This is a genomic window from Burkholderia sp. WSM2230, assembly GCF_000472445.1.
Taxonomy (GTDB): Bacteria; Pseudomonadota; Gammaproteobacteria; order Burkholderiales; family Burkholderiaceae; genus Paraburkholderia.
In genome coordinates this window covers 30,964-50,791 of sequence record NZ_AXAJ01000003.1, presented here as the reverse complement: position 1 = coordinate 50,791, position 19,828 = coordinate 30,964, and the positions used below count along the sequence as shown (strand labels likewise).

General features: G+C 65.9%; 15 protein-coding genes. 5 read left to right on the top strand and 10 right to left on the bottom strand.

The window, feature by feature from the left end; translation table 11 throughout:
• Positions 1 to 39: 39 nt before the first annotated feature.
• From hutC to A3AC_RS0108665, 3 genes are all read right to left on the bottom strand, one after another.
• Positions 40 to 735: a histidine utilization repressor gene (gene hutC / locus A3AC_RS0108675; RefSeq protein ID WP_025598384.1), complete on the bottom strand. Its 696-nt coding sequence runs from the start codon at positions 733 to 735 to the stop codon at positions 40 to 42.
• Between the two features lie 22 nt (positions 736 to 757).
• Positions 758 to 2,281: a histidine ammonia-lyase gene (gene hutH / locus A3AC_RS0108670; RefSeq protein ID WP_025598383.1), complete on the bottom strand. Its 1,524-nt coding sequence runs from the start codon at positions 2,279 to 2,281 to the stop codon at positions 758 to 760.
• Between the two features lie 225 nt (positions 2,282 to 2,506).
• Positions 2,507 to 3,433, bottom strand: coding sequence for a LysR family transcriptional regulator (locus A3AC_RS0108665; protein WP_025598382.1), 927 nt, complete (start codon positions 3,431 to 3,433; stop codon positions 2,507 to 2,509).
• A 105-nt stretch (positions 3,434 to 3,538) separates the two neighbouring features.
• Here A3AC_RS0108665 and A3AC_RS0108660 point away from each other — a divergent pair, with 105 nt between their 5' ends.
• Positions 3,539 to 4,450 carry an NAD-dependent epimerase/dehydratase family protein gene (locus tag A3AC_RS0108660; RefSeq protein ID WP_025598381.1) on the top strand — a complete coding sequence of 304 codons (912 nt, stop codon included), beginning with the start codon at positions 3,539 to 3,541 and terminating at the stop codon, positions 4,448 to 4,450.
• A gap of 135 nt (positions 4,451 to 4,585) precedes the next feature.
• Positions 4,586 to 4,768, top strand: a complete 183-nt coding sequence (locus tag A3AC_RS0108655; protein ID WP_025598380.1) for a hypothetical protein — start codon at positions 4,586 to 4,588, stop codon at positions 4,766 to 4,768.
• 63 nt (positions 4,769 to 4,831) lie between these two features.
• Here A3AC_RS0108655 and A3AC_RS0108650 read toward each other — a convergent pair whose 3' ends face one another.
• Complete coding sequence (locus A3AC_RS0108650; RefSeq protein ID WP_025598379.1) at positions 4,832 to 5,584, bottom strand: DUF899 domain-containing protein; 753 nt, start codon at positions 5,582 to 5,584, stop codon at positions 4,832 to 4,834.
• Between the two features lie 125 nt (positions 5,585 to 5,709).
• A complete protein-coding gene (locus A3AC_RS0108645) occupies positions 5,710 to 7,092 on the bottom strand; it encodes an NCS2 family permease (RefSeq protein ID WP_025598378.1) in 1,383 nt (460 codons plus the stop codon).
• Positions 7,093 to 7,590: 498 nt separating this feature from the next.
• Between A3AC_RS0108645 and A3AC_RS0108640 the strand changes: the two genes are divergently transcribed.
• Both A3AC_RS0108640 and A3AC_RS0108635 read left to right on the top strand, forming a co-directional pair.
• Entirely contained in the window at positions 7,591 to 8,592 is a 1,002-nt protein-coding gene (locus tag A3AC_RS0108640; RefSeq protein ID WP_025598377.1) for a PRC-barrel domain-containing protein, read from the top strand.
• The gene (locus A3AC_RS0108635; RefSeq protein WP_025598376.1) at positions 8,589 to 9,845 is read left to right on the top strand and encodes an MFS transporter; all 1,257 of its coding nucleotides are present in this window, start codon (positions 8,589 to 8,591) and stop codon (positions 9,843 to 9,845) included. Before A3AC_RS0108640 ends, A3AC_RS0108635 begins: the two co-directional genes overlap by 4 nt.
• A 69-nt stretch (positions 9,846 to 9,914) precedes the next feature.
• On the opposite strand, the gene A3AC_RS0108630 is transcribed toward A3AC_RS0108635, so the two are convergent.
• Entirely contained in the window at positions 9,915 to 10,808 is an 894-nt protein-coding gene (locus A3AC_RS0108630; RefSeq protein WP_025598375.1) for a LysR family transcriptional regulator ArgP, read from the bottom strand.
• Positions 10,809 to 10,905: 97 nt separating this feature from the next.
• Here A3AC_RS0108630 and A3AC_RS0108625 point away from each other — a divergent pair, with 97 nt between their 5' ends.
• A complete protein-coding gene (locus A3AC_RS0108625) occupies positions 10,906 to 11,526 on the top strand; it encodes a LysE/ArgO family amino acid transporter (protein WP_025598374.1) in 621 nt (206 codons plus the stop codon).
• Between the two features lie 161 nt (positions 11,527 to 11,687).
• Here A3AC_RS0108625 and A3AC_RS0108620 read toward each other — a convergent pair whose 3' ends face one another.
• From A3AC_RS0108620 to A3AC_RS0108605, 4 genes are read right to left on the bottom strand one after another with little or no spacing between them, the layout of a single operon-like run.
• A complete protein-coding gene (locus A3AC_RS0108620) occupies positions 11,688 to 12,662 on the bottom strand; it encodes a hypothetical protein (protein WP_025598373.1) in 975 nt (324 codons plus the stop codon).
• 44 nt (positions 12,663 to 12,706) lie between these two features.
• Positions 12,707 to 15,316: an NfrA family protein gene (locus A3AC_RS0108615; protein WP_025598372.1), complete on the bottom strand. Its 2,610-nt coding sequence runs from the start codon at positions 15,314 to 15,316 to the stop codon at positions 12,707 to 12,709.
• Positions 15,313 to 17,481: a glycosyl transferase family protein gene (locus A3AC_RS0108610; RefSeq protein WP_035474952.1), complete on the bottom strand. Its 2,169-nt coding sequence runs from the start codon at positions 17,479 to 17,481 to the stop codon at positions 15,313 to 15,315. Before A3AC_RS0108610 ends, A3AC_RS0108615 begins: the two co-directional genes overlap by 4 nt.
• On the bottom strand, positions 17,478 to 19,718 hold the full coding sequence (locus A3AC_RS0108605; protein ID WP_025598370.1) for a cellulose biosynthesis cyclic di-GMP-binding regulatory protein BcsB: 2,241 nt from the start codon (positions 19,716 to 19,718) through the stop codon (positions 17,478 to 17,480). The genes A3AC_RS0108610 and A3AC_RS0108605 overlap by 4 nt, the downstream gene beginning before the upstream one ends.
• Positions 19,719 to 19,828: the final 110 nt, after the last annotated feature.

Here is a 19,828-nt window from a genome sequence, read left to right as displayed (position 1 = left end):
AAAAATTCGTTGACGAAAAACCGTTGACTAAAAGCTGAATCAGAAGTGTCCGGTGAAACGGTAGCGGCTGCCCGGATGCCACAGGTTCGCAATCGACGCAACCTGGCTTTGCGACCACGTGCGCCGATGCAGCACGAGACAGGGCTCGAGTTCATCCATGGTCAGCAGCTCGCGCGTGTCGCCGTCCGCCGCCAATGCCTCGATGCGGTATTCGACGCGCTGCAGCGGCGCGACGCGCACGAGATACTGGTTCGGCGTGGTGTTCGTGAAGTCCTGCAACGCGTAGTCCGGTGCGACAGCCGGGTTGACCCAGCGCTCTTCGAGCTGCACCGGCTCGTCGTTTTCCAGATGCAGCACGCGCGAATGAAACACCGGACTGCCCGCGTTCACCTGCATTTCCTCGGCGAGCGCCGCGTCTGCAATGCTCGCGCCGATGTGCAGCACCTTCGCCTGATAGCGATGACCGCGCGCGACGATTTCGTCGGAAATGCTGCGGATCGCGACCAGCGTGGATTCGTACTTGGGACGGGCGACGAAAGTGCCCGAACCCTGTACACGCGTGAGCACCTGTTCCGAGGTCAACTCGCGCAGCGCGCGGTTGACCGTCATGCGCGCGACGTTGAATTCGCGCGCAAGCTCGTTTTCGGATGGCACCTGGTCGCCTTCAGCCCATTCGCCCGCATGAATGCGCGCGAGGATGAAGTCCTTGATGCCCTGGTAAGCCGGTGCGTTCATCTGGTTGCCGCTCGCTGTGCGCTTATTGTTCGGAGGCGAAGGAGAACGGGCTCAGCTTCGCGATCGTGCCGTCCTGCACGAGGCGCGTCACGGCCGCGATGTCCGGCGCGAAGTAATGGTCGAGCTCGTAATGCGCGACGTCGTTGCGCACCACGTCCATCACTTTTTGCAGGCTCGGGCTGGTCTTGTGCGGCGCGCGCAGATCGACACCCTGAGCGGCGGCGAGCAGTTCGATGGAAAGAATATTGGCCGTATTGTCGGCGATGTCGCCGAGCTTGCGCGCGGCGAACGTAGCCATCGAAACGTGATCTTCCTGGTTGGCCGACGTGGGCAGCGAATCGACGGAAGCCGGATGCGCAAGCGTCTTGTTTTCCGAGGCGAGCGCGGCGGCGGTCACGTGAGCGATCATGAAGCCGGAGTTCACGCCGCCGTCGCGTACGAGGAACGGCGGCAGGCCGGACAGCGTGGCGTCGATCAGCAACGCGATGCGGCGCTCGGCCAACGCGCCGATTTCCGCGGCGGCGAGCGCGAGATTGTCCGCGGCGAACGCCACCGGCTCGGCGTGGAAATTGCCGCCCGACAGCACTTCACCGGTGTCCGGGAAAATCAGCGGATTGTCGGACACAGCGTTCGCTTCGACGAGCAGCACGTCGGCCGCATGACGCATCTGGTCGAGGCACGCGCCCATCACTTGCGGCTGGCAGCGCAGGCTGTACGGGTCCTGCACCTTGTCGCAACCGGCGTGCGACGCGTTGATGCCCGAGCCCTGCAACAGCGAGCGGTAAGCCGCCGCCGCGTCGATCTGACCTTGATGGCCGCGCAGTTCGTGAATGCGTGCGTCGAACGGCTTGACCGAGCCAGCCGCCGCATCCACCGACAACGCGCCCGCCACCAACGCGGTGCGATACAGATCTTCGATCGCGAACATGTTGTAGAGCGCGAGCGCCGTGGAGGCCTGCGTGCCGTTCAGCAGCGCGAGCCCTTCCTTCGCTTGCAGGGTGAGCGGCTTCAGGCCGACGAGCGCGAGACCTTCGGTGGCCGGCAGGCGCTCGCCCTTCGCGAACACTTCGCCGACGCCGAGCAGCACCGCCGACATATGCGCGAGCGGCGCGAGGTCGCCGGATGCGCCGACCGAACCCTTGACGGGAATCACCGGCAGCACGTCTGCGTTGTACAGCGTGATGAGCGCTTCCATGACTTCGCGACGGATGCCCGAATTGCCGCGGCCGAGGCTCGACAGCTTAAGCGCGATCAACAGACGCACGACCGGACGCGACATCGGCTCGCCCACGCCCACGGCATGCGACAGCACCAGATTGCGTTGCAGCAGTTCGAGCTGATCGTGCGGAATGTGCGTGCTGGCAAGACGCCCGAAGCCTGTGTTGATGCCGTAGGCCGGCTCGCCCTTGGCGGCGATGTCCGCGACGGCTTTCGCGCATGCGTCGATGGCCGCGTGGCTCGCCGGATCCAGTTGCAGCGGCACGTGGCCACGCGCGATCTGGCGCAGTTGCGGAAGAGTCAGGTGGCCGGGCTTCAAAGTCATCATGGTTGTTGTCCTGTCTATACAATTTCGAAGAAGTCTAGCGGGGCCGCGTTGTATATACAACTTGTTTTTAATGTTTGAGGCCCCAGGACTTTCCACTAAGGCCGGGTTCGCAAGGTGTTTAACCGCCCGGCATATCCGCTGAGGACAGCGCGGGACGGAACTGCGTGCGGGAGCCGCACGCTTCTGCCGGCCAAACTTGTATATACACGTCCAAAATACGTGACGCTACAACCGCACGCGCGCCGCGATGAAATCCAGGAAACACTGCACGCGCCCCGTGAGCGACGCGCTCTGGTAGTACACCGCGTTGACCGGCTGGCGCTCGTCCAGCAGCGCGCTGCCGAGAATCGGCACGAGCCGTCCGTCGCGGATGTCGGCGCCAGTCATGAAATCGGCGAGACAGGCGATGCCCCAGCCGGAGAGCGCAAGCTGGCGCAAGGTCTCGCCGCTCGATGCAGTGATCGACGGCTCGATCCTTAACGGTTCGGGCTTGCGGTTTGCAGTGCCTCTGTTCCCTGTCCTGTCGCCACGCCGCTCGCGCAACGGCCAGCGGTTCAGATGCTCGGGCGCGGTAAAGCCGATCAGCCGATGCCCGCGCAATGCATCGACCGTTTTGGGCTCGCCGTGCGCTGCGAGATACGCGGGACTTGCGACCACGCGCAGCTTGCTGCTGCCGAGCGCGCGCGCATGCAGCGTGGAGTCCTGCAACGCGCCGATGCGGATCGCGATATCCACCTTCTGCTCGAGCAGATCGACGATGCGCTCGTTGCTCGTCAACTCCAGACGAATCCCCGGATACAGCTCAGAGAACGCCGTCATATGCGGGGCGATGCAGTGAAGCATGAACGGCGACGCCGCGTCCACGCGCAGCCTTCCCGAAGGCCGCCGGCGCTTGCGCGTGACGGACTCCTCGGCTTCTTCCATCGCGTCGAGAATGGCGCGGGCGCGCTGCAGAAAGCCTTCGCCCTCTTCCGTCAATTGCAAACGGCGCGTGGTGCGCCGCACGAGCGCGGTATCGAGTTTCTTTTCGAGGCGCGTGAGCGCGCGGCTCACGCCCGAAACGGTCTGCCCCAGTTTTTCGGCGGCCGCCGTGATCGAGCCGCTGTCGATCACGCTGACGAACACCTGCAACTCGTCCGTGGAAGTTTTCATTGTTGATTCACAGTCAAGGTTGATTTGAGACTAACACGCTTTTTGCGAGAATCGAGAGAGCGGATACTGCGTGCCTGTCATCGTGTTTCCACTCAGGAGAACGTCTTGAAGATTTTCATTACAGGCGCAAGCGGTTTTATAGGCGGTTCTATCGCGGCACATCTCGTGCGCGCGGGTCATCAGGTGCGCGGTCTCATCCGCAAGCCCGAACATGGCGAGGAGTTGAAGCGGCTCGGCATCGAGCCGGTTATCGGCACACTCGACGACCGCGCATTGCTGATTGCCGAAGCGCAAGCCGCCGACGCGGTCATCAACGCGGCAAGCAGCGATCACGCAGGCGCGGTGAGCGCGCTGATCGAAGGACTCGCGGGCTCGGGCAAAGCGTTTTTGCACACGAGCGGCTCGAGCATCGTCGGCGATGCGTCCGGCGGCGAAGCGGCCGAGGCGCGCATCTATCACGAAGACTCACTGCCGCAGCCGACCGCCGACAAGGCCGCGCGCGTCGCCATCGACCGCCAGGTGCTGCACGCGGCACAGCGCAATATCCGCTCGGCGGTGCTTTGCAATACGCTGATCTATGGCCACGGCGCTGTGGCGGGCAGCGCCAGCGTGCAGTTGCCGCGGCTCGTGCGACAGGCGCAAAAAAGCGGCGTGGTGCGCCATGTCGGCAGCGGCGGCAACACGTGGTCGAACGTGCATATCGACGACGTCGCCGAGCTCTACCGGCTCGCGCTGGAGAAGAGCCCGGCGGGTACGTTCTACTTCGTCGAAAGCGGCGAGGCGTCGTTCAAAGACATGAGCGCAGCCATTGCGCGTGCGATGAAGCTCGGCGCGCCGCAAGACTGGCCGCTCGAAGAAGCGCAGAAGGAATGGGGCTACGAAATGGCCTCGTATGGGCTCGGTTCTAACAGCCGCGTGCGCGGCGAGCGCGCGCGCAAACTGCTGGGCTGGCAGCCGAAGCGCACTTCGGTGATCGAGTGGATCGAGCACGACATGCTGGCCGGACAGGCGGCGTAATCTGTGTAAGCGCCGTCGTTGCAAATCCGTAAGCTCGGGTCGATAGAATCGCGCTCAACTGGTCCGCGCGGTTTTGCCGGCCCGGCTGAGCCCCGCGGTTCGACGTCCGAGCCGCCCATGAGCCCGGATTTATCGATGACCTTCGCGCTGAATTTCGACTGGCTGACCAACCTACTCGCGATTCTGTTCGTCGTAGCATGCATTTACGATGCACGCTACGACGAGTACGGCACGTTGACGCTGTCGGTGGCCTTGATGAGCCTCGCCGTGATGGCGATCCAGCTGTTTGTCAAGCCTGCCTTCGAAATGGCGTTGTGAGCGCTGCAGTTGCGGCCAGTTTCTGCGCTGGTTTCTCCACCACGTTTCCGCCTGTCTTTCCGCTCACGAGCCGCAAGCGGCGCAAGCGCCCGGGGGCCGCTCGTCTTCATAGCGGTCGTGATGCCTGACCCAGTCGACAAGACTGCTGGTTTCGTTGCGGCCTTTCGGTGTCACGTCCAGATGCGCGTACGTGTTAATGAAGCGCTCGTCGCCGCGGCCGTAGCATGAATAGGTGTGGTACACATCGCCTTGCGCGTCTTTGTAGAAGACACTGTGGCCGTGCTGTTCGTCAATGCCCACGTCCTGCTCGGTGAAGTTGTAGAACGCCTTTTTGCTCGCGAGTTGTTCGGGCGTGAACGACACGTGATAGTCGAAATTGAAGTCACTTTCCGCCGACGACACCCACGGAAACGTCCAGCCCATGCGCTCTTTGAACGCCTCGATCTTCGCGAGCGGCGCGTGCGAAACCGTCACGTACGACACATCGTGATGTTCGAGATGCGTGACGATGCCCACCATATGATCCGACAGGAACGAGCAGCCGACGCAGCCCTCTTCCCAGTCCGCGCCGAACATGAAGTGATACACGATCAACTGGCTGCGTCCGTCGAACAGATCGGCAAGCGTCTTCGCGCCTTGCGGCGTGTCGAATACGTACGTCTTGGCGACCTTCACCCACGGCAGTTCGCGGCGTTTGCGCGCGAGTTCGTCGCCCGCGCGCATGTGGGCTTTCTCCTCGGCCAGCAGCGCCCTGCTCGCCGCGAGCCATTCCTCTCTTGAACCGGTCCGGTGTTGCGGGTCTCTCTGAGATTCCATGTTCGCCTCCGTCACAGTGACATGCAGCGTCATTGTGCAACCGGTCGGCGAATCTTGCGCGGCGTGTCGGCGTGTCGGCGTGCGACATGCGGCGTGCCGGCGAACCGCCCGCGCCGCCTGACCGGTCAGATCGCCCAGCCGCCGAGGTAGAAGCCGACCAGCACGATGGCAATCGCGACGGTGCCCACGTTCAGCTTGCGATATTCGCCGCTCACCACGCGGCCGATCACGAGCGTCGCGAAGCCCAGCATGATGCCGGTCACGATATTCGCCGTCAGCACGATAAAGACCGCGCACATGAGACCCGACATCGCGTCGACCATATCGTCCATGTGCAGCTTGCTGACGTTGGAGAGCATCAGCAGGCCCACGTACATCAGCGCGGGCGCCGTCGCGTACGAAGGCACGAGGCCGGCGAGCGGCGAGAAAAACATCACGCCGAGAAACAGCAGGCCGACCACTGCCGCCGCCATGCCGGTCTTCGCGCCGGCCGCCACGCCGACCGTCGATTCGATATACGCCGCAGCCGGCGCGCCGCCGAGCAGGCCGGAGAAAATCGAGCTGACCGAATCCGCCGTCAGCGCCCGCCCGCCGTTGATGATGCGGCCGTTTTCGTCGAGCTGGCCCGCCTGGCCCGCGACTGCGCGGATGGTGCCGGTGGCGTCGAACACGGCCGTCATCACGAGCGCGAGCACGCTCGGCAGCACCGCCATCGAGAGCGCGCCCTTGATGTCCATCGCGCCGATCAGCGACTCGTGCCCCGGCGCGCTCAGCGACGGCACCGCGAACACGCCATGAAACGACACGGCCGGATCGACGAGCAACGCAATCGCCGAAATCGCGACGATCACGATCAGGATCGAGCCCGGCACGCGGCGGCGCACCAGTCCGAAGATCGCCGCGAGCCCCGCTACCGACATCAGCGCCGGCAACGCCGTGATATGACCGAGCGCGACCGGCAGACCGGCGCCCGGATTCCTGACGACGAGGCCTACGTCGTTGGCGGCGATCAGCAGCAGAAAAAGACCAATGCCGATGCCCGTGCCGTGCGCGATGCCTGTGGGCAGATTGCGCAGAATCCACGAACGCACGCCTGTCACCGAGATCGCGGTGAACACCACGCCCATCAGGAACACGGCGCCGAGCGCGACCGTCGGATGCAAGCCTTTGCCTAGCACGAGACCGAACGCGGTGAACGCGGTCAGCGAAATGGCGCAGCCGATCGCGATCGGCAAGCGCGCCCACACGCCCATCAGCAGCGAGCCGAACGCGGTCGTGAGGCACACGGCGACGAACACCGCGCTGGTGTCGAAGCCCGCCTTGCCGAACATGCCGGGCACGACGAACACGGAATAGACCATCGCGAGAAAGGTCGTGATACCCGCGACGATTTCCTGGCGCTGCGAGCTGCCCCGCGCGGAAATTTCGAAGTAGCGGTCGAGCAGGCCCCGGGTGTCGAATGATTCGGCGCCGGCTTCGGAAAGCGGCTGGGCGTGGGGTTCCATCATGATGAGTGCCTCCTTTATCAGCATGCTGAAACGGCCGTCGTAGTGGCCGTCATCAGGTTCGTCTCGTTGCGTTGATTTAATGTGGGCGCACGTGGTGGCGCGCTCGTGGTCCGCTTTGTGTTTTTTTGTGTCGGTTTTTGTGTCTCGAAATGTAGGCCAACGCAGATATATCTCCCATCGCATGAATGGCATGCCGGGCATGTCGCGACGCTTATATCGTTTAAGCGACGGCGAAGCGCGCCCGCGAGCCGCGCGTTTACACCTACGGTTTCGGATCGCCAGCGATTGCCCGGATGAAAGCATTTCGAGAGCTTCGGATTGTCTCGAAGACACCGCCCGCGCGCACGGGCAATCACCGGCGCGGCACGAAGCGTGCTTGCCGCCCCGCGCTCGCACGGTGCTCAAAACGGGACCACCCGACGTCGCGGGTTAAACTCTTGGCCGTACTGTCCAACCGCGGCCCTTTGCCGGCCGCACCGGTCCATGGAGTTCTCCCCGATGAGTGGCGGCTTTTCGCTTCCAGCCTGGCGTCAAACGTTTCTCGCCGCGTTCGCGCTGCTGGCGCTTCTTGCGCTGTCCGGCTGCAGCAGCCTGCTGTGGGGCACGCGGCAGGCGCCGATCGTCGAGGCCACGGTGATGCCGGTCGAAGCCGCGAGCGCGCCGGTGGCCGCGTCGGCGCCGGAACCCGTCGAGACGGAAGCCGCCGAACCCGAGCAGCCGAAAAAGCCGAAGAAGCCGGTCGTCAAGCCGCACAAGGTCGAGCCGCCGCCGCCCGTGGTCGCGCCGCCGCCGCCTCCTCCGCCGCCCCCGCCGCTCATCCTCGTGCGCACAATCGAGCGCAACGACGCGCGCACGCTGCTCGACAGCGAGGTGCAGAAGCCGGACGGCAAGGTCGTCGGACGAGCGGTCGACATCATCGCGGACGCGAGCGGCAAGCCGCGCGAAGTCGTGGTCAATCTGCAAGGTTTCCTGGGCGTCGGCGACCGCAAGGTCAATTTCGCGTGGAACGCATTCCGCTTCACGCCGACCGCGAAGACCGCGCCGATTACGCTGAACCCGTCGGCTGCGCCGTTGAATCCCGCCAAATCCAATGCCGCGATGCAATTGCCGCTGATCGACGCGACCGTCGAACGCTCGAACGGCGCGAAGGTGGGCCGCGTGATCGACGTGCTGATCGACGCAAGCGCGCAGCCGCAGGCGGTCGTGCTCGACGTCAACGGGATGGTGAGCACCGAGCGGCGCACGATTGCTGCCAACTGGTCGGCGCTGCGCTTTGTCGCAAAAGACAAGGAACTGCACCCGCAAATCGATCTGAGCGATGCGCAGATCAACGCCGCGCCGCCCTACGCGAGCGACAAGCCGATCCGCGCGGTCTCGCCGGCTCCGCCGGCCGCGCCGGCTGCGGCCGCGGCGGCCGCGTCCGGCGGGTCCGTCGGCTCTGCAGCGCCTGCACCCACCGCGACATCCGCAGCGGGCTCGAACGCACGGGCGGTCCGATGACAGGCCGCACTCTGGTTACGGCGCGAAGCCTGCGCGCGCTCGACTGGCTCAATTTCTTCGTTGCCAATGTGCAAACGGGCTTCGGTCCGTTCATCGCGTCGTATCTGGCGTCGCACAAGTGGACCCAAGGCGAGATCGGCATGGCGCTCTCCGTGGGCACGATCAGCGCGATGGTGAGCCAGGTGCCGGGCGGCGCCGCCGTCGACGCATTGCGCAACAAGAAAGGCGCGGCCGCGTGGGCGATCTTCGCGATCATCCTGAGCGCGGTGCTGCTCGCCGCGAGTCCGACGGTGCTGCCGGTGTTTGCAGCGGAGGTCTTTCACGGATTCGCCAGCTGCATGCTGACGCCGGCGCTCGCGGCGATTTCGTTCGCGCTCGTGGGGCGCGCCAATCTCGGCGACCGGCTCGGGCGCAACGCGCGTTGGGCGTCGATAGGCAGTGCGGTCGCCGCCGGGCTGATGGGCGTGTTCGGCGAATACTATTCGCCGCGCGCGGTGTTCTGGCTGACCGCGGGACTTGCCGTCCCGGCGCTGGTCGCCCTTTCTATGATCCAGCGCACCGACACGATCCAGTTGCCAAAAGCCGCGCCGACGCCTGCGCAGATCGAGCGGCGCGAGAGCCTGCGCGAGCTGCTGCGCGACAGGCGGATGCTGCTGTTCGCCGCCTGCATCGTGCTGTTCCATCTGTCCAATGCGGCGATGCTCAATCTCGCCGCGGGCGAAGTGACCGCCAGCATGGGCGATAACGTGCAGCTCGTGATCGCGGCGTGCATCATCGTGCCGCAAGCAATCGTCGCGATGATGTCGCCGTGGGTCGGCCGTTCCGCCGAGCGCTGGGGACGCAGGCCGATCCTGCTGCTCGGCTTTTCGGCGCTGCCGGTCCGCGCGCTACTGTTCGCCGGAATCAGCAGCCCTTACCTGCTCGTGCCGGTGCAGTTGCTCGACGGTCTGAGCGCGGCTGTGTTCGGCGTGATGCTGCCGCTGATTGCCGCCGACGTAGCGGGCGGCAAGGGGCGCTACAACCTGTGTATTGGCCTCTTCGGACTGGCGGCGGGCATTGGCGCGACGTTGAGCACGACGGCGGCGGGTTTCATCGCCGATCATTTCGGCAATGCGGTGGCCTTTTTCGGACTCGCCGCCGCCGGGGCGCTGGCCGTGCTGCTGGTGTGGGCGGCCATGCCCGAAACGCGCGACGCCGCCGCCGCGGACAACGGCGAGCCGGTCGCGGGTGAAGGCGGCTCGGCGGTCAGATAGAGATAAACGAAGCGGCGGGTGATAAGCGCCCGCTAAGCCCCCGCATCGCCGCACGCGGCGCGTGCGGGCCTAATCGAGAAACTCGGCCGCGCGCTTGCGCAATACCGAGCTGAAATCGTCGAGCCAGCCAATCGACAAACGCCAGCTCTGCCAGTACAGATCCACGTCGATATGCTTGCCCGGCGCCATCTGCACGAGTTCGCCGCTCGCGAGATGCGACGCGATCATGCGCTCGGGGCACATGCCCCAACCGAGCCCAGTCACGCAGGCACGCAAAAATCCGGCGACATGCGGAATCCAGTGCAACGGCGGATCCACTTCCGCCCGCGTGATGCGGCGCATGAAGCGCTTTTGCAACTGATCCTTCGGATTGAAATCCACGCACGGCGCGCGGCGCAAACTGTCGCGCGCGACGCCGTCCGCGAAATGATGCGCGAGAAACGCCGGCGAGCAGACCGCCAGATAACGCATGCGCCCAAGCCGCGTGGAGCGGCAGCCTTGCACCGGTTCGGCCTGGGTGGTCACCGCGCCTTGCACGCTGCCGTCGCGAATCCGCTCTGCGGTGTGATCCTGATCGTCGATCACGAGGTCCAGCAGCATTTGACGCTCCGCGCAAAACGGCGCAACGGCGTCGATGAACCAGGTGCCGACGCTGTCGTCGTTGACCGCCACGCGCAGCGTCGGCCAGGCTTCGACGAGACCGCCCGGCAACGCGGGCACGCGGCCCGTCAATTCCGCTTCGAGCAGTTGCACGCGTTCGGTATGGCGGCACAGCAACGCGCCCGAGGTCGTCGCGACGCACGGCTGGCCGCGCTTGACGAGCACGCTGCCCACGCGCTCCTCCAACAGCTTGACGCGCTGCGAGACCGCGGAGGGCGTCACGTTCAGTTCGCTTGCGGCACGGTCGAACGAACCGTGGCGCACCACGGCGGCGAGCGCGTCGAGCAACGCGTAGTCGAGCATTAGCGCTCCTTAATCGGCGTTAGAGAAATTAGCTTTTCTTATTACTTCCAGCTCTGCAGACTAGCGGGGTTGGCTTCTTCCGTCTACTGGATCGACTATGAACTGGTTGTCTTTTTCGCACGGCGCGGCGTTATGCGCGTCGCTGATCGTCACCATCGGCGCACAGAACGCCTTTGTGCTGAGGCAAGGCATCATGCGCTCGCACGTCGGCAAGATCGTCGCACTATGCGCGCTGTCGGACTGCATTCTGATCAGCGCGGGCGTCGGTGGTGCGTCGGTGCTGGTGCAGCGCTATCCGGTTTTCGTGCACGTCATGCTGTATGTGGGGCTCGCCTATCTCGCGTGGTTCGGCATCAACGCGCTACGGCGCGCGGTACGGCCCGGCCACGCGGTGATGGACGCCGGTGCCAGCTCTGCCGCGCCGCCCGCCCAACGCGCCATGCCGATCATTCTGATGACGCTCGCCTTCACTTGGCTCAATCCGCACGTTTATCTGGATACGTTCCTGCTGGTCGGTACGGCGGGCGCGCGGGAACCGGAGGGCGCACGCGTCGCGTTCGCGGTCGGCGCGATGGCCGTGAGCTGTGTGTGGTTTATCGCGCTCGGTTACGGTGCCCGCGCGCTGGCGCCGCTGTTTCGCCGCGCGAACGCGTGGCGCGTGCTGGACGGCGCAATCGGCAGCATGGTGTTGTTGCTGGCTGTTACGCAGTTGCGTTGAGGTGGTTGCGACCAGGCAATTGTGCTGGAACTGTTGCGCTGAACTGTTGCGCTGAAGCAGTCGCGCTCGAACCGTCGCGCTGAAACAGTCGGGCCGCAGCCAATCGCGCTGAAGCAGTCGCATTGAAACAACTATAGCGCTACGAAGCGCGCCCCGGCGCATTAGCTCCGCGGCCAGTCAATCGCCAGCAACTCTTGCACGAGTCTTGCCGACACATAGTGCGGACCATCGAACAGATAAACCCGATGCCCGCGATACGCAAGCAGTTGCGGCGCAAGTTCCGCCGCGCTCGCTGAGCGGAACGTGCCGCCCACGGCGGGACGAAACGCCTCAGCAATGATCCTCACGCGGCGCGCGCCAAGCCGCGCGGCCAGAGCGTCCGCATACTCGCGCGCGGCGGCCGGGCCGCGCGTGTAGACGCCGCAACCGTCCTGGAAAAACACGCCGACGTCGCGCGGCAGCCAGCCGTCGAGCCACTCGGCAAGTGCCTCGCCGCCGATGTTCGAATTGTCGTAGACGCTGATCCACAAAGGCCGCGGTAGCCGGTCGAGCAAGGGCCCGAGCGAGGCTGCGTCTTTCCATGTCGGATCGACTTCTACCGGAAAGTAATAGCCCGCGACGCGAACCGGCGGCCGCACCTCGACGAGCCTGCGCGACTGCTCGATCAGTTGCGCTGCTTGCGCGCGAGCCGATGTCTCGTCGAAGCGACCTGCGAGACCGACGATCACACTGCGCGCCCACGGCTCGTTGGCAATGCGGGTCCAGTCGGGCAAACGGCGAGCGGTTTTCAGCCCGCCAAGCGTATCTGCGCCGGAGCCGGAAGAGCCCGTCGAACCCGACGCCTCCATACCCGGCAGATAGGCTATGCCATCCACGGCCGTCCATTGCACGAGCAGATCGCTCGCGCCGAGACGCTGCCAATCGCCGCGTGGATCGAGATGCTCGGCGTCCGGCTGCCACACCACGCCTTGCGCGAGGCCAGCTGAGTCGCCGGAACGGCTCGTTGCACAGCCGCCGAGCAAGGCGGTCAATGCGCCCGCGGCAATCAGCGTGCGCCGGCGCCGGGAGCGCGGACCCGCTAGAGCCGCACAGCGATCCCGCGAACCGGATTCCTGTTTGCCGTCAGACTTCCACATATCACTCCAATCGCTCCACTGCCTGGAAACAGATAAGCGCCGCCTCAATACGCAAACACCGCGCCGAAGAACACGCCGCGAGCGCGCTCGTCGCCGCTGATTTTCAGCCGGTACTGCACCGACAGATCGACATACGAGCGCGGCGCATCGTATTGACTGTCGCGGAACCAGTAGCGCGTCGAGATGCCGACGCCCGCGCCTAGCGGAATACTGTGATTGATGCTCGAATCGTAGTCCGCGCCCACCACCAGGTACGGAAACACGGTCCACTTCGGACTATAGCTGTCCATCCGGAACGTGCGGCCCATCTGGACGTTGGTGGTTGCATACACGGAGCCCGCGTTCAGATACGTGCCCGTCTCCGCGTAGATGCGCGTGGTCCACCACGCAGGCACGTCCACGCGACGCTCGGTGCCGAAGCCGCCCGAATATGCGAGGCGCGCGAGCCAGTCGGGATCCACGCGCGAGCCGATCGGAATGATGCGCTCGAACGCGACGATCGCGTCGATTTGCGTGAGCGGTTTGGCGCGCGCGCCGACCGTCGCCTGCAAGGTATCGACGCCGGTGGCGCCGCCGTTCTTCACGCCGAAGCTTTCATAGCCGCGTGCATAGACTTCGAACATGCGCTCGCCGAGACTGCCGAACGGTCGCCAGTAGGCTTCGACACCGCTTTGCCAGTTGTTCGACGTGCCCGGTGTGGGCGACGACGCATAGCCGGGCTGCATGCCCGCGCCGCGATAATTGAGCGACGCGTTGAAGCCCCAGTTGCGCGTCACGTCCGCGTGCGCGCTGCGTATGTCGTTCAGTTGCGCCGGCGTGGATTGCGTCGGCGTGGCGATGCCTTCCGTGTCGGGCAAGGCCGCCGCACTCGCGTCGATGGCCCGCTCGAAATACTGCGCGGCCTCGCGGTTGCGATGCGCGTGCATCGCCGCATAGCCCGCATCCGCGGCCGCGCCCGGCGGCAGTGCGCCGGCCTTGTCGGCCATGCTGAAGCGCTCGTAGGCCACACGACCGTTGCCCGCTCGTTGCGCGATGTATGCAGCCGTCATGTCCGGCAGCGCGTCGAGCATGCCCGTATCGACCATTTGGCGCGCTTCGTCGTTTGCCTCGCGCGTCTCGCCCGCGGCCACCAGCGCGTCGATCAATTGCACGCGATGCTGTGGATCGTCCGGCGCGGCCTGCACCGCGTCACGCGCATCGCGCAGCGCGGCAGTCTTGTTCTTCGCCGCGGACGCTTTCTGTGCAGCACGTGCAGCAGCAAATCCCGGATCGGCTGGATAAACGTAGCAACTGGAGCCGTACTCGTCGAGCAGACACTCGATGATCGGCCGGCGCAGCGGATCGAGCGAAGCCGCGACCGGGTGTGCCAACGCAGCTCGCGCCCGCGCGCGGCGCAGCGCGATCGCGGCATCCGTATCGTCGTTGTTGGCCTGCAACGGCGCGAGCAGATCGAGCGCGCGTTGCGGGTCGCGGGCGGCAATCCAGACATCGGCGATGATGGTGCGCGCCACGCGCTGGTCTCGTGCGCCTGCATGGCTCACCTTCAAGGCGCGCACGAAGTCCGCGTCGGCATCAGACGCATGGCCCTGTGCCGCGAGTGCGTAGCCGCGCAACGTGAGCGGCATGAGCGACGCGTCGTCGGCGGAAAGGTCGGCGATCGCCGCGCTTGCGGCGGCCTGCACCGCCGGCAGATCGTTCGCGGCGAACAGCGCGTCGATCAACTGCATCCGGTAGCCGATGCGATCCGGCGCATAGGAGACGGCCCCGCGCGCGAGCGCCGCAGCGCGCGCGTCGTCGCCCTGCTTGCGCGCTTCATACGAGGCCGCCGCCGACTTCGGCGCGAGCCGGCTACCGATGAAACCGCGCCGCAAGCGCAGTTCGTCGTTATCGCCGAAGCGCTTCACCGCATCGAGGTTGGCGGCCCATGCACCGGCATCGTCGCCCGCGGCGCTCGCCGCGTCGATCAGCAATAGATGCAGACGCAACAGATCGGGACGCAGCGCGAGCGCGTCGTTGGCATATTTGACGGTGGCCGCGAAATCCTTCGCCGCATAAGCTTTGTACGCGTGCTGGGCCGCCGTGAGCGCGGCGCCGCTCAACGCATTCGGGTCGCCCGCCTGCTGACGGCCGCCGCGCACAACCGCTCGCGTCGACACATTCAACGCGTCGATCTGCTTGCGCCGCGAGGTCAACGCCGGGTCGGGACCGAGTTGCGCGATTGCTTCGCCAAGCGAGCGGCTCGCTTCGCCATAACGGCGCTGTGCGGCGAGCGAGTTGGCGAGCAGCACGCGCAGCGAGACCACGTCGGGTCGCTGGCGAATGGCCTCGCGAGTTCGCGCAACGGCGCCCGCATAGTCGCCGCGAGCATACGCGGCATAGGCTTCCTGCGCGACACGGTATGCGGCGCCGCTGAGCGGCAGCGCGTTTGGCACGGTCGCGGCCCCGCTCTGCGCGTGTACGTTCGGCGCGAGGCCGAGTGCGCCGGCCACTGCGGCAGCGGCAATCGCGCGCAGCACGAACGGCGTTGCGCAAGTGCCGGAGAGCCGCGCGCGCGCCTCGCGCGTCGGCGTCAAGAGTCCCCGCAAACGCGGCGCTAGCTGAGCCGCGTGCGCCGGCAGCGCGTGTGCGCGCCGCATCAAAATCGAGTCGATCATTCTGTCGCCGCCAACGCGGCCTGCAGGCGGCGCTGTTCCTGGATGACGTTGTCGAGCGCGGCAAGCGAGATGACCTCGCGCGCCACCATGTAGTCGCCGATACGGCCATGACGGTCCGGACGATAGTGCTGCATCGCGGCTTCGAAGTCCTCGCGGCGCACGTGCCCATGTTCGATCAGCAGATCACCGATCAGCGGCACGCTGCGCGCGGGCATCTGGCCAGCGCCCGCGTCCGCGGGCACTGCAATGTCGACGCCGCGCAGCACGCGCAAACCCGCCGCAATCTCGCCCTCGCGAACGATCTCCTGAGCCACCGGTCCGTCGATCAGCTCGCTCAGCTGAGCGAGCACCTCGTCGGACAGCGGACTCGCCGTCAGCAGAACCGTGCGGCGATGAGCGGTATGCGCAGCGTCGATCTGCGGCAGCACGCGGTGCCGCACGATTGTCTCTAGCGGCAGACACGCGGCGTCCTCGCGAAGCTGTTCGAGATTCAGGCGGCCGCGCGGCAAATCCGTCTGAAACGCAATCGCTTCGGCAAGCGTTTCCTCGTCGAGCCAGCCTTTGGCCATCAGCACGCGGCCAAGCGGCGCCTCGCGCGCATGGCTCTCGCCGAGTGCCTGCTCGAGCCTGTCGGGGTCGATTGCTTGCCACGACAGCAGCAGTTCGCCAAGACGCTGGCGGCGATTGTTGAAACCATCCGCCGACGGAAAGTCATGCATGGTCTTGTCCCATGCGAGCCGCTTGCCCGTCGCGAGATGCACGAGGAACATCTTCCACGCGCGTGAAACCGCCATGAAATTGATGAAGTTGCCGACCACCATGCGCGGCACCGACAACACACCATGCTCCCAGCCATACAGCCTCGTGACGAAGTAGATGCGCTGCACCACTCGCAACACCAGGGCCACCGCATTCACCCACAGCAACGCGCGCAGCCATGGCGAGTCGGCAAACGGCGAGGCGATCAGCTCGGGCATCAGACCCAGCAGACTCGCGCCCGCGAACAGCAGGAACTGCAGCACGAGCCCGTAGGCAATGATGCCGACGAACGCGGTCACGACACCTTTGCGGTCGCGAAACAGCAGATAGCGATTCGCGAGCGAGCCGGTCCAGCCGGTCTGCTTCCACCCTTGCAGGCCAATGCCGAGCGTCCAGCGCGCGCGTTGACGATAAGCGGTGCGAAACGTATCGGGGAAGAACTCGCGCACGCACAAAGGCATCGTCACCGTAATGTCGCGCTCGGCGCCGAAGCCGAACCATGCCTTGCGGCGCGTCGCGAACTGCACCGGAAAGCGCGCGAAAATGGATTGCATGCCCATCTTCGCGAGACGCGCGCCGACGTCGTAGTCTTCGGTGAGACTCTCTGTGTTGAACGGCTGATTGTCGGTCTCGGCAATCAGCGAAAGCAGCGCGCGCCGCGAGAAACACGTGCCCACGCCCGCCGACGGCACCGAGCCCACCAGACTCTCGCGCACCACGAGGTCCTTTGCGTGCCACTCGGCAAACTCGTCCATATAGGTGCCGGCCACGAGCTCGAACCAGTTGCGTTCGAGCGACGCAACCGGCAACTGGATCATGTCCTTGCGCGGCAGCAGATAATTGAAAAAGCGCAGCTCGACCGGATGCAGCACGTCCTCGCTGTCGTGCAGAACGACGCCCGCGAATTCGATGCCCGCCTCACGCTCGTAAGCGAAGATCGCCTGAATCACCCAGTTCAGGCAATCGGCCTTGCAGGTCGGTCCGTCATGCGGCACTTCCACGCGGCGTAGCTGCTTGTAGCGGCGGCGCATGCGCTCGACTTCGGCGATGGTCTGCGGATCGTTCTGATACGTGCCGACGAACACCACATAGTTGCGGTAGTCCATCACGCGCACGAGATCTTCGATCATCGCGGCGACCACGTCGTATTCGTGCCATGCGGGCACCATGATCGCAAGCGGCTGCTCTTCGCGCTGATAGAGCTGCGCGGCGGTCAGCGGCTTATAGGTCCGCTCCACCGTCAGGCGGCGGTAGAGCATGCGGCTCCAGTACCAGAGATCGATGAACAGATCGTCGATGCTGGAGAGCACGATCAGGAACGCCACCAGCGCGGCGACATATTCGAGCGCGTGGTAGTAGTGAGCTACCGCGTAGCCCACGTACCATTTGATCAGCGCGATGCTCACGACTTGTTCCGGTTCCTGCGGCGCGCGATGTTGGCCACCAGCAGCAGCACGACGAGCAAGCCAATCAGCGCGGCCGGCACGCCCCAGCGCAGCCAGCTCTGCATGAACCACGGACCTTCCATGTCGCTCGCATCGACCACCTGCCCCGGATGACGCGTATCGAACTGGCGCAGCGTGCCGCTGCCGTCGACGATCGCCACGTCGCCGCGCGACAGTTGCAGCGAAGCCGGCAGCACCGCCGGCGTATCGCCCACGGTACGGTAGGACACGCCCTGCACGCTCCCCGAACTCACCACTTCGATCACGCCGACGCGGTTCAGGCCCGACAGATCCGCGAGGATCTTGCCCGATGGATCGGTGAACGACAGGCGGTCTTTGGCGAGACGCGCGATGTTCTTTTCATCGACGAGCGCGACGTCTGCGGCGAGAAACGCGCCCTGCGGCTTCACCGTGTCGCCGTCGCGGGCAACGCTAAAACTCGCGCGCGTCGGCGCAATGCCGCTCGCGTTCGCGAGACGCGCGACGCGCGGCAGCGCCTCGGTCGCATCGCCGAGATAGGCGGCCGGCACGATCACTTCGGCTTGCGACGCAAAGCGCGCCACCATGCCGGTGAAATCGTCGCCGAGGCTGGCGTCGGCGAGACGCAAATGGCTGCTCGGCAGGACCGCGATCGGGTGGCCCTGATCGCGTGCACGGCAACCGCCTTCCGGCTGGCGCTGGAACTCGACCCGTACCTGGTTGCGCGGAGCGAGCGCGAAACGCGGCACGTGCGCGGTGATGCGTTGCGGCTTGCCGTTGGCGCGGAGCAGTTGCGAGCCGATCAGCACGTCGTTGAAATAGACCGACGCGGTTTGCCCGGAATCGTCCAAGGTCGGCGCCGCGGCCACGTCGAGCACGACGGCGTCCGGCAGCTTGCCGATACCCGAGGCGGCGCCCAGGTCGAAGCTCGCGTCCCAGCTCGCGCGGACCTGCACGTCCAGCGTGCGCGGCTCGCCGCCGAGCAACGACAGCGCGATCTGGTCACCGCGCGTATCCGGCGCATTGTCGATCTGATGCACCACGAGGCGGCTCACGACGTCGATGGGACGCCACGTGTGGGCGAGCACCGCGACGCCGTCGTTGTCGCCGACCACGATGGCGGTTTGTGCGCCCACATGCGCGACGCGCACTTCGCCGGCCGCAAGCGGCTTTTCCACCGGATCGATGCTGCGCGCGCGCCAGGCGTCGAACGCATCCGCCGCCGCGGGCGATGCGCCTGCCACCTGTTCGCGCAGCGCATCGAGGGAAGTCTTCAAGCTTGCGCGCAGCGTGTCGTCGGCAACGATCACGTCGGGTGCGAATGCCGCGCCGGGCGCGAGCGCGATCAGCGCGCCGGCCTCGGCGGGATTGGCCAGCTTGTGCGAGCCGCCTGCGGCAAGCGCGGCGAACGCGGGAACCGCGCGCAACGGCGCGGGCACCTCGATGCCGCTCAGGTCCACCGTATCGCCTGCGGCCGGCCACGCGCGCGTGACCGGCGCGCGACCTTCGCGTTGCAGCAGCGCTTCGACACGCCAGCCTGCGTTGAACGCGGGCGCGGCCACGCTGCGCGCGCCGAGCATCACGACCGGCTGGTGTGGCAACGCGCTCCACGCGCCGCGCAGATCGACAATCGCGTCGGGATCGTAGCGATAGGTCAGGCGCGAGCTCGGCGCGACGCGCCAGACATTGCCGATCGCAGTCTGGTCCGCGCAGATGTTGTCGTTGATCAGCGACGACCAGTCGAGGCCCACGCGCACGAAGCCGCTTGGCCGCGCGGCGCCGTCCACGCCGAGCGTCGCGGAGCCGTCGCCCTGTTCCTGCGCGGGGCTGCGCGAGAGTACCGGCGAGCCGTCGAGCGAAACCAGCATCGTCGTGCGCCCGCCGTTGCCGCGCAGATAGCTGCCGTCGATCTGCAGGCTGGCGTCCGTCAGAGGCACGCCGGCCGGCACCGGCAGATAGAGCTCCTGGCGGGCATCCGGCGCGCGCAGCACGAGCGGTTCGCGCATGCCCAGCTCGGCCAGCGAAATGCTGCGGCTCGCAAGACGGCCATGGCCGAGTTGCGCGAAGCTGCCGGCAAGGTCGGCAGGTTGCTGCGCATGCGCGCCGAATGCGCATAGCAGCAGCCCGGCGAGCGCGCTCAGGCGCGGACTTGTGGCAAAGGATTGGCGGGCGCGGAGCGCCTCGGGGACCTGGATTTGCAGCTTGGTGGTGAGCATCATGTTGTCTTGACCTGGATCGGCCTGCGGGCGGCAAACCAGCGTTGCCCGCCATGGTTGAATGAGCGAGGAGTAAGGCCGCGGTCTGCCGTGAGCTGCGTAATCTGCCGAAG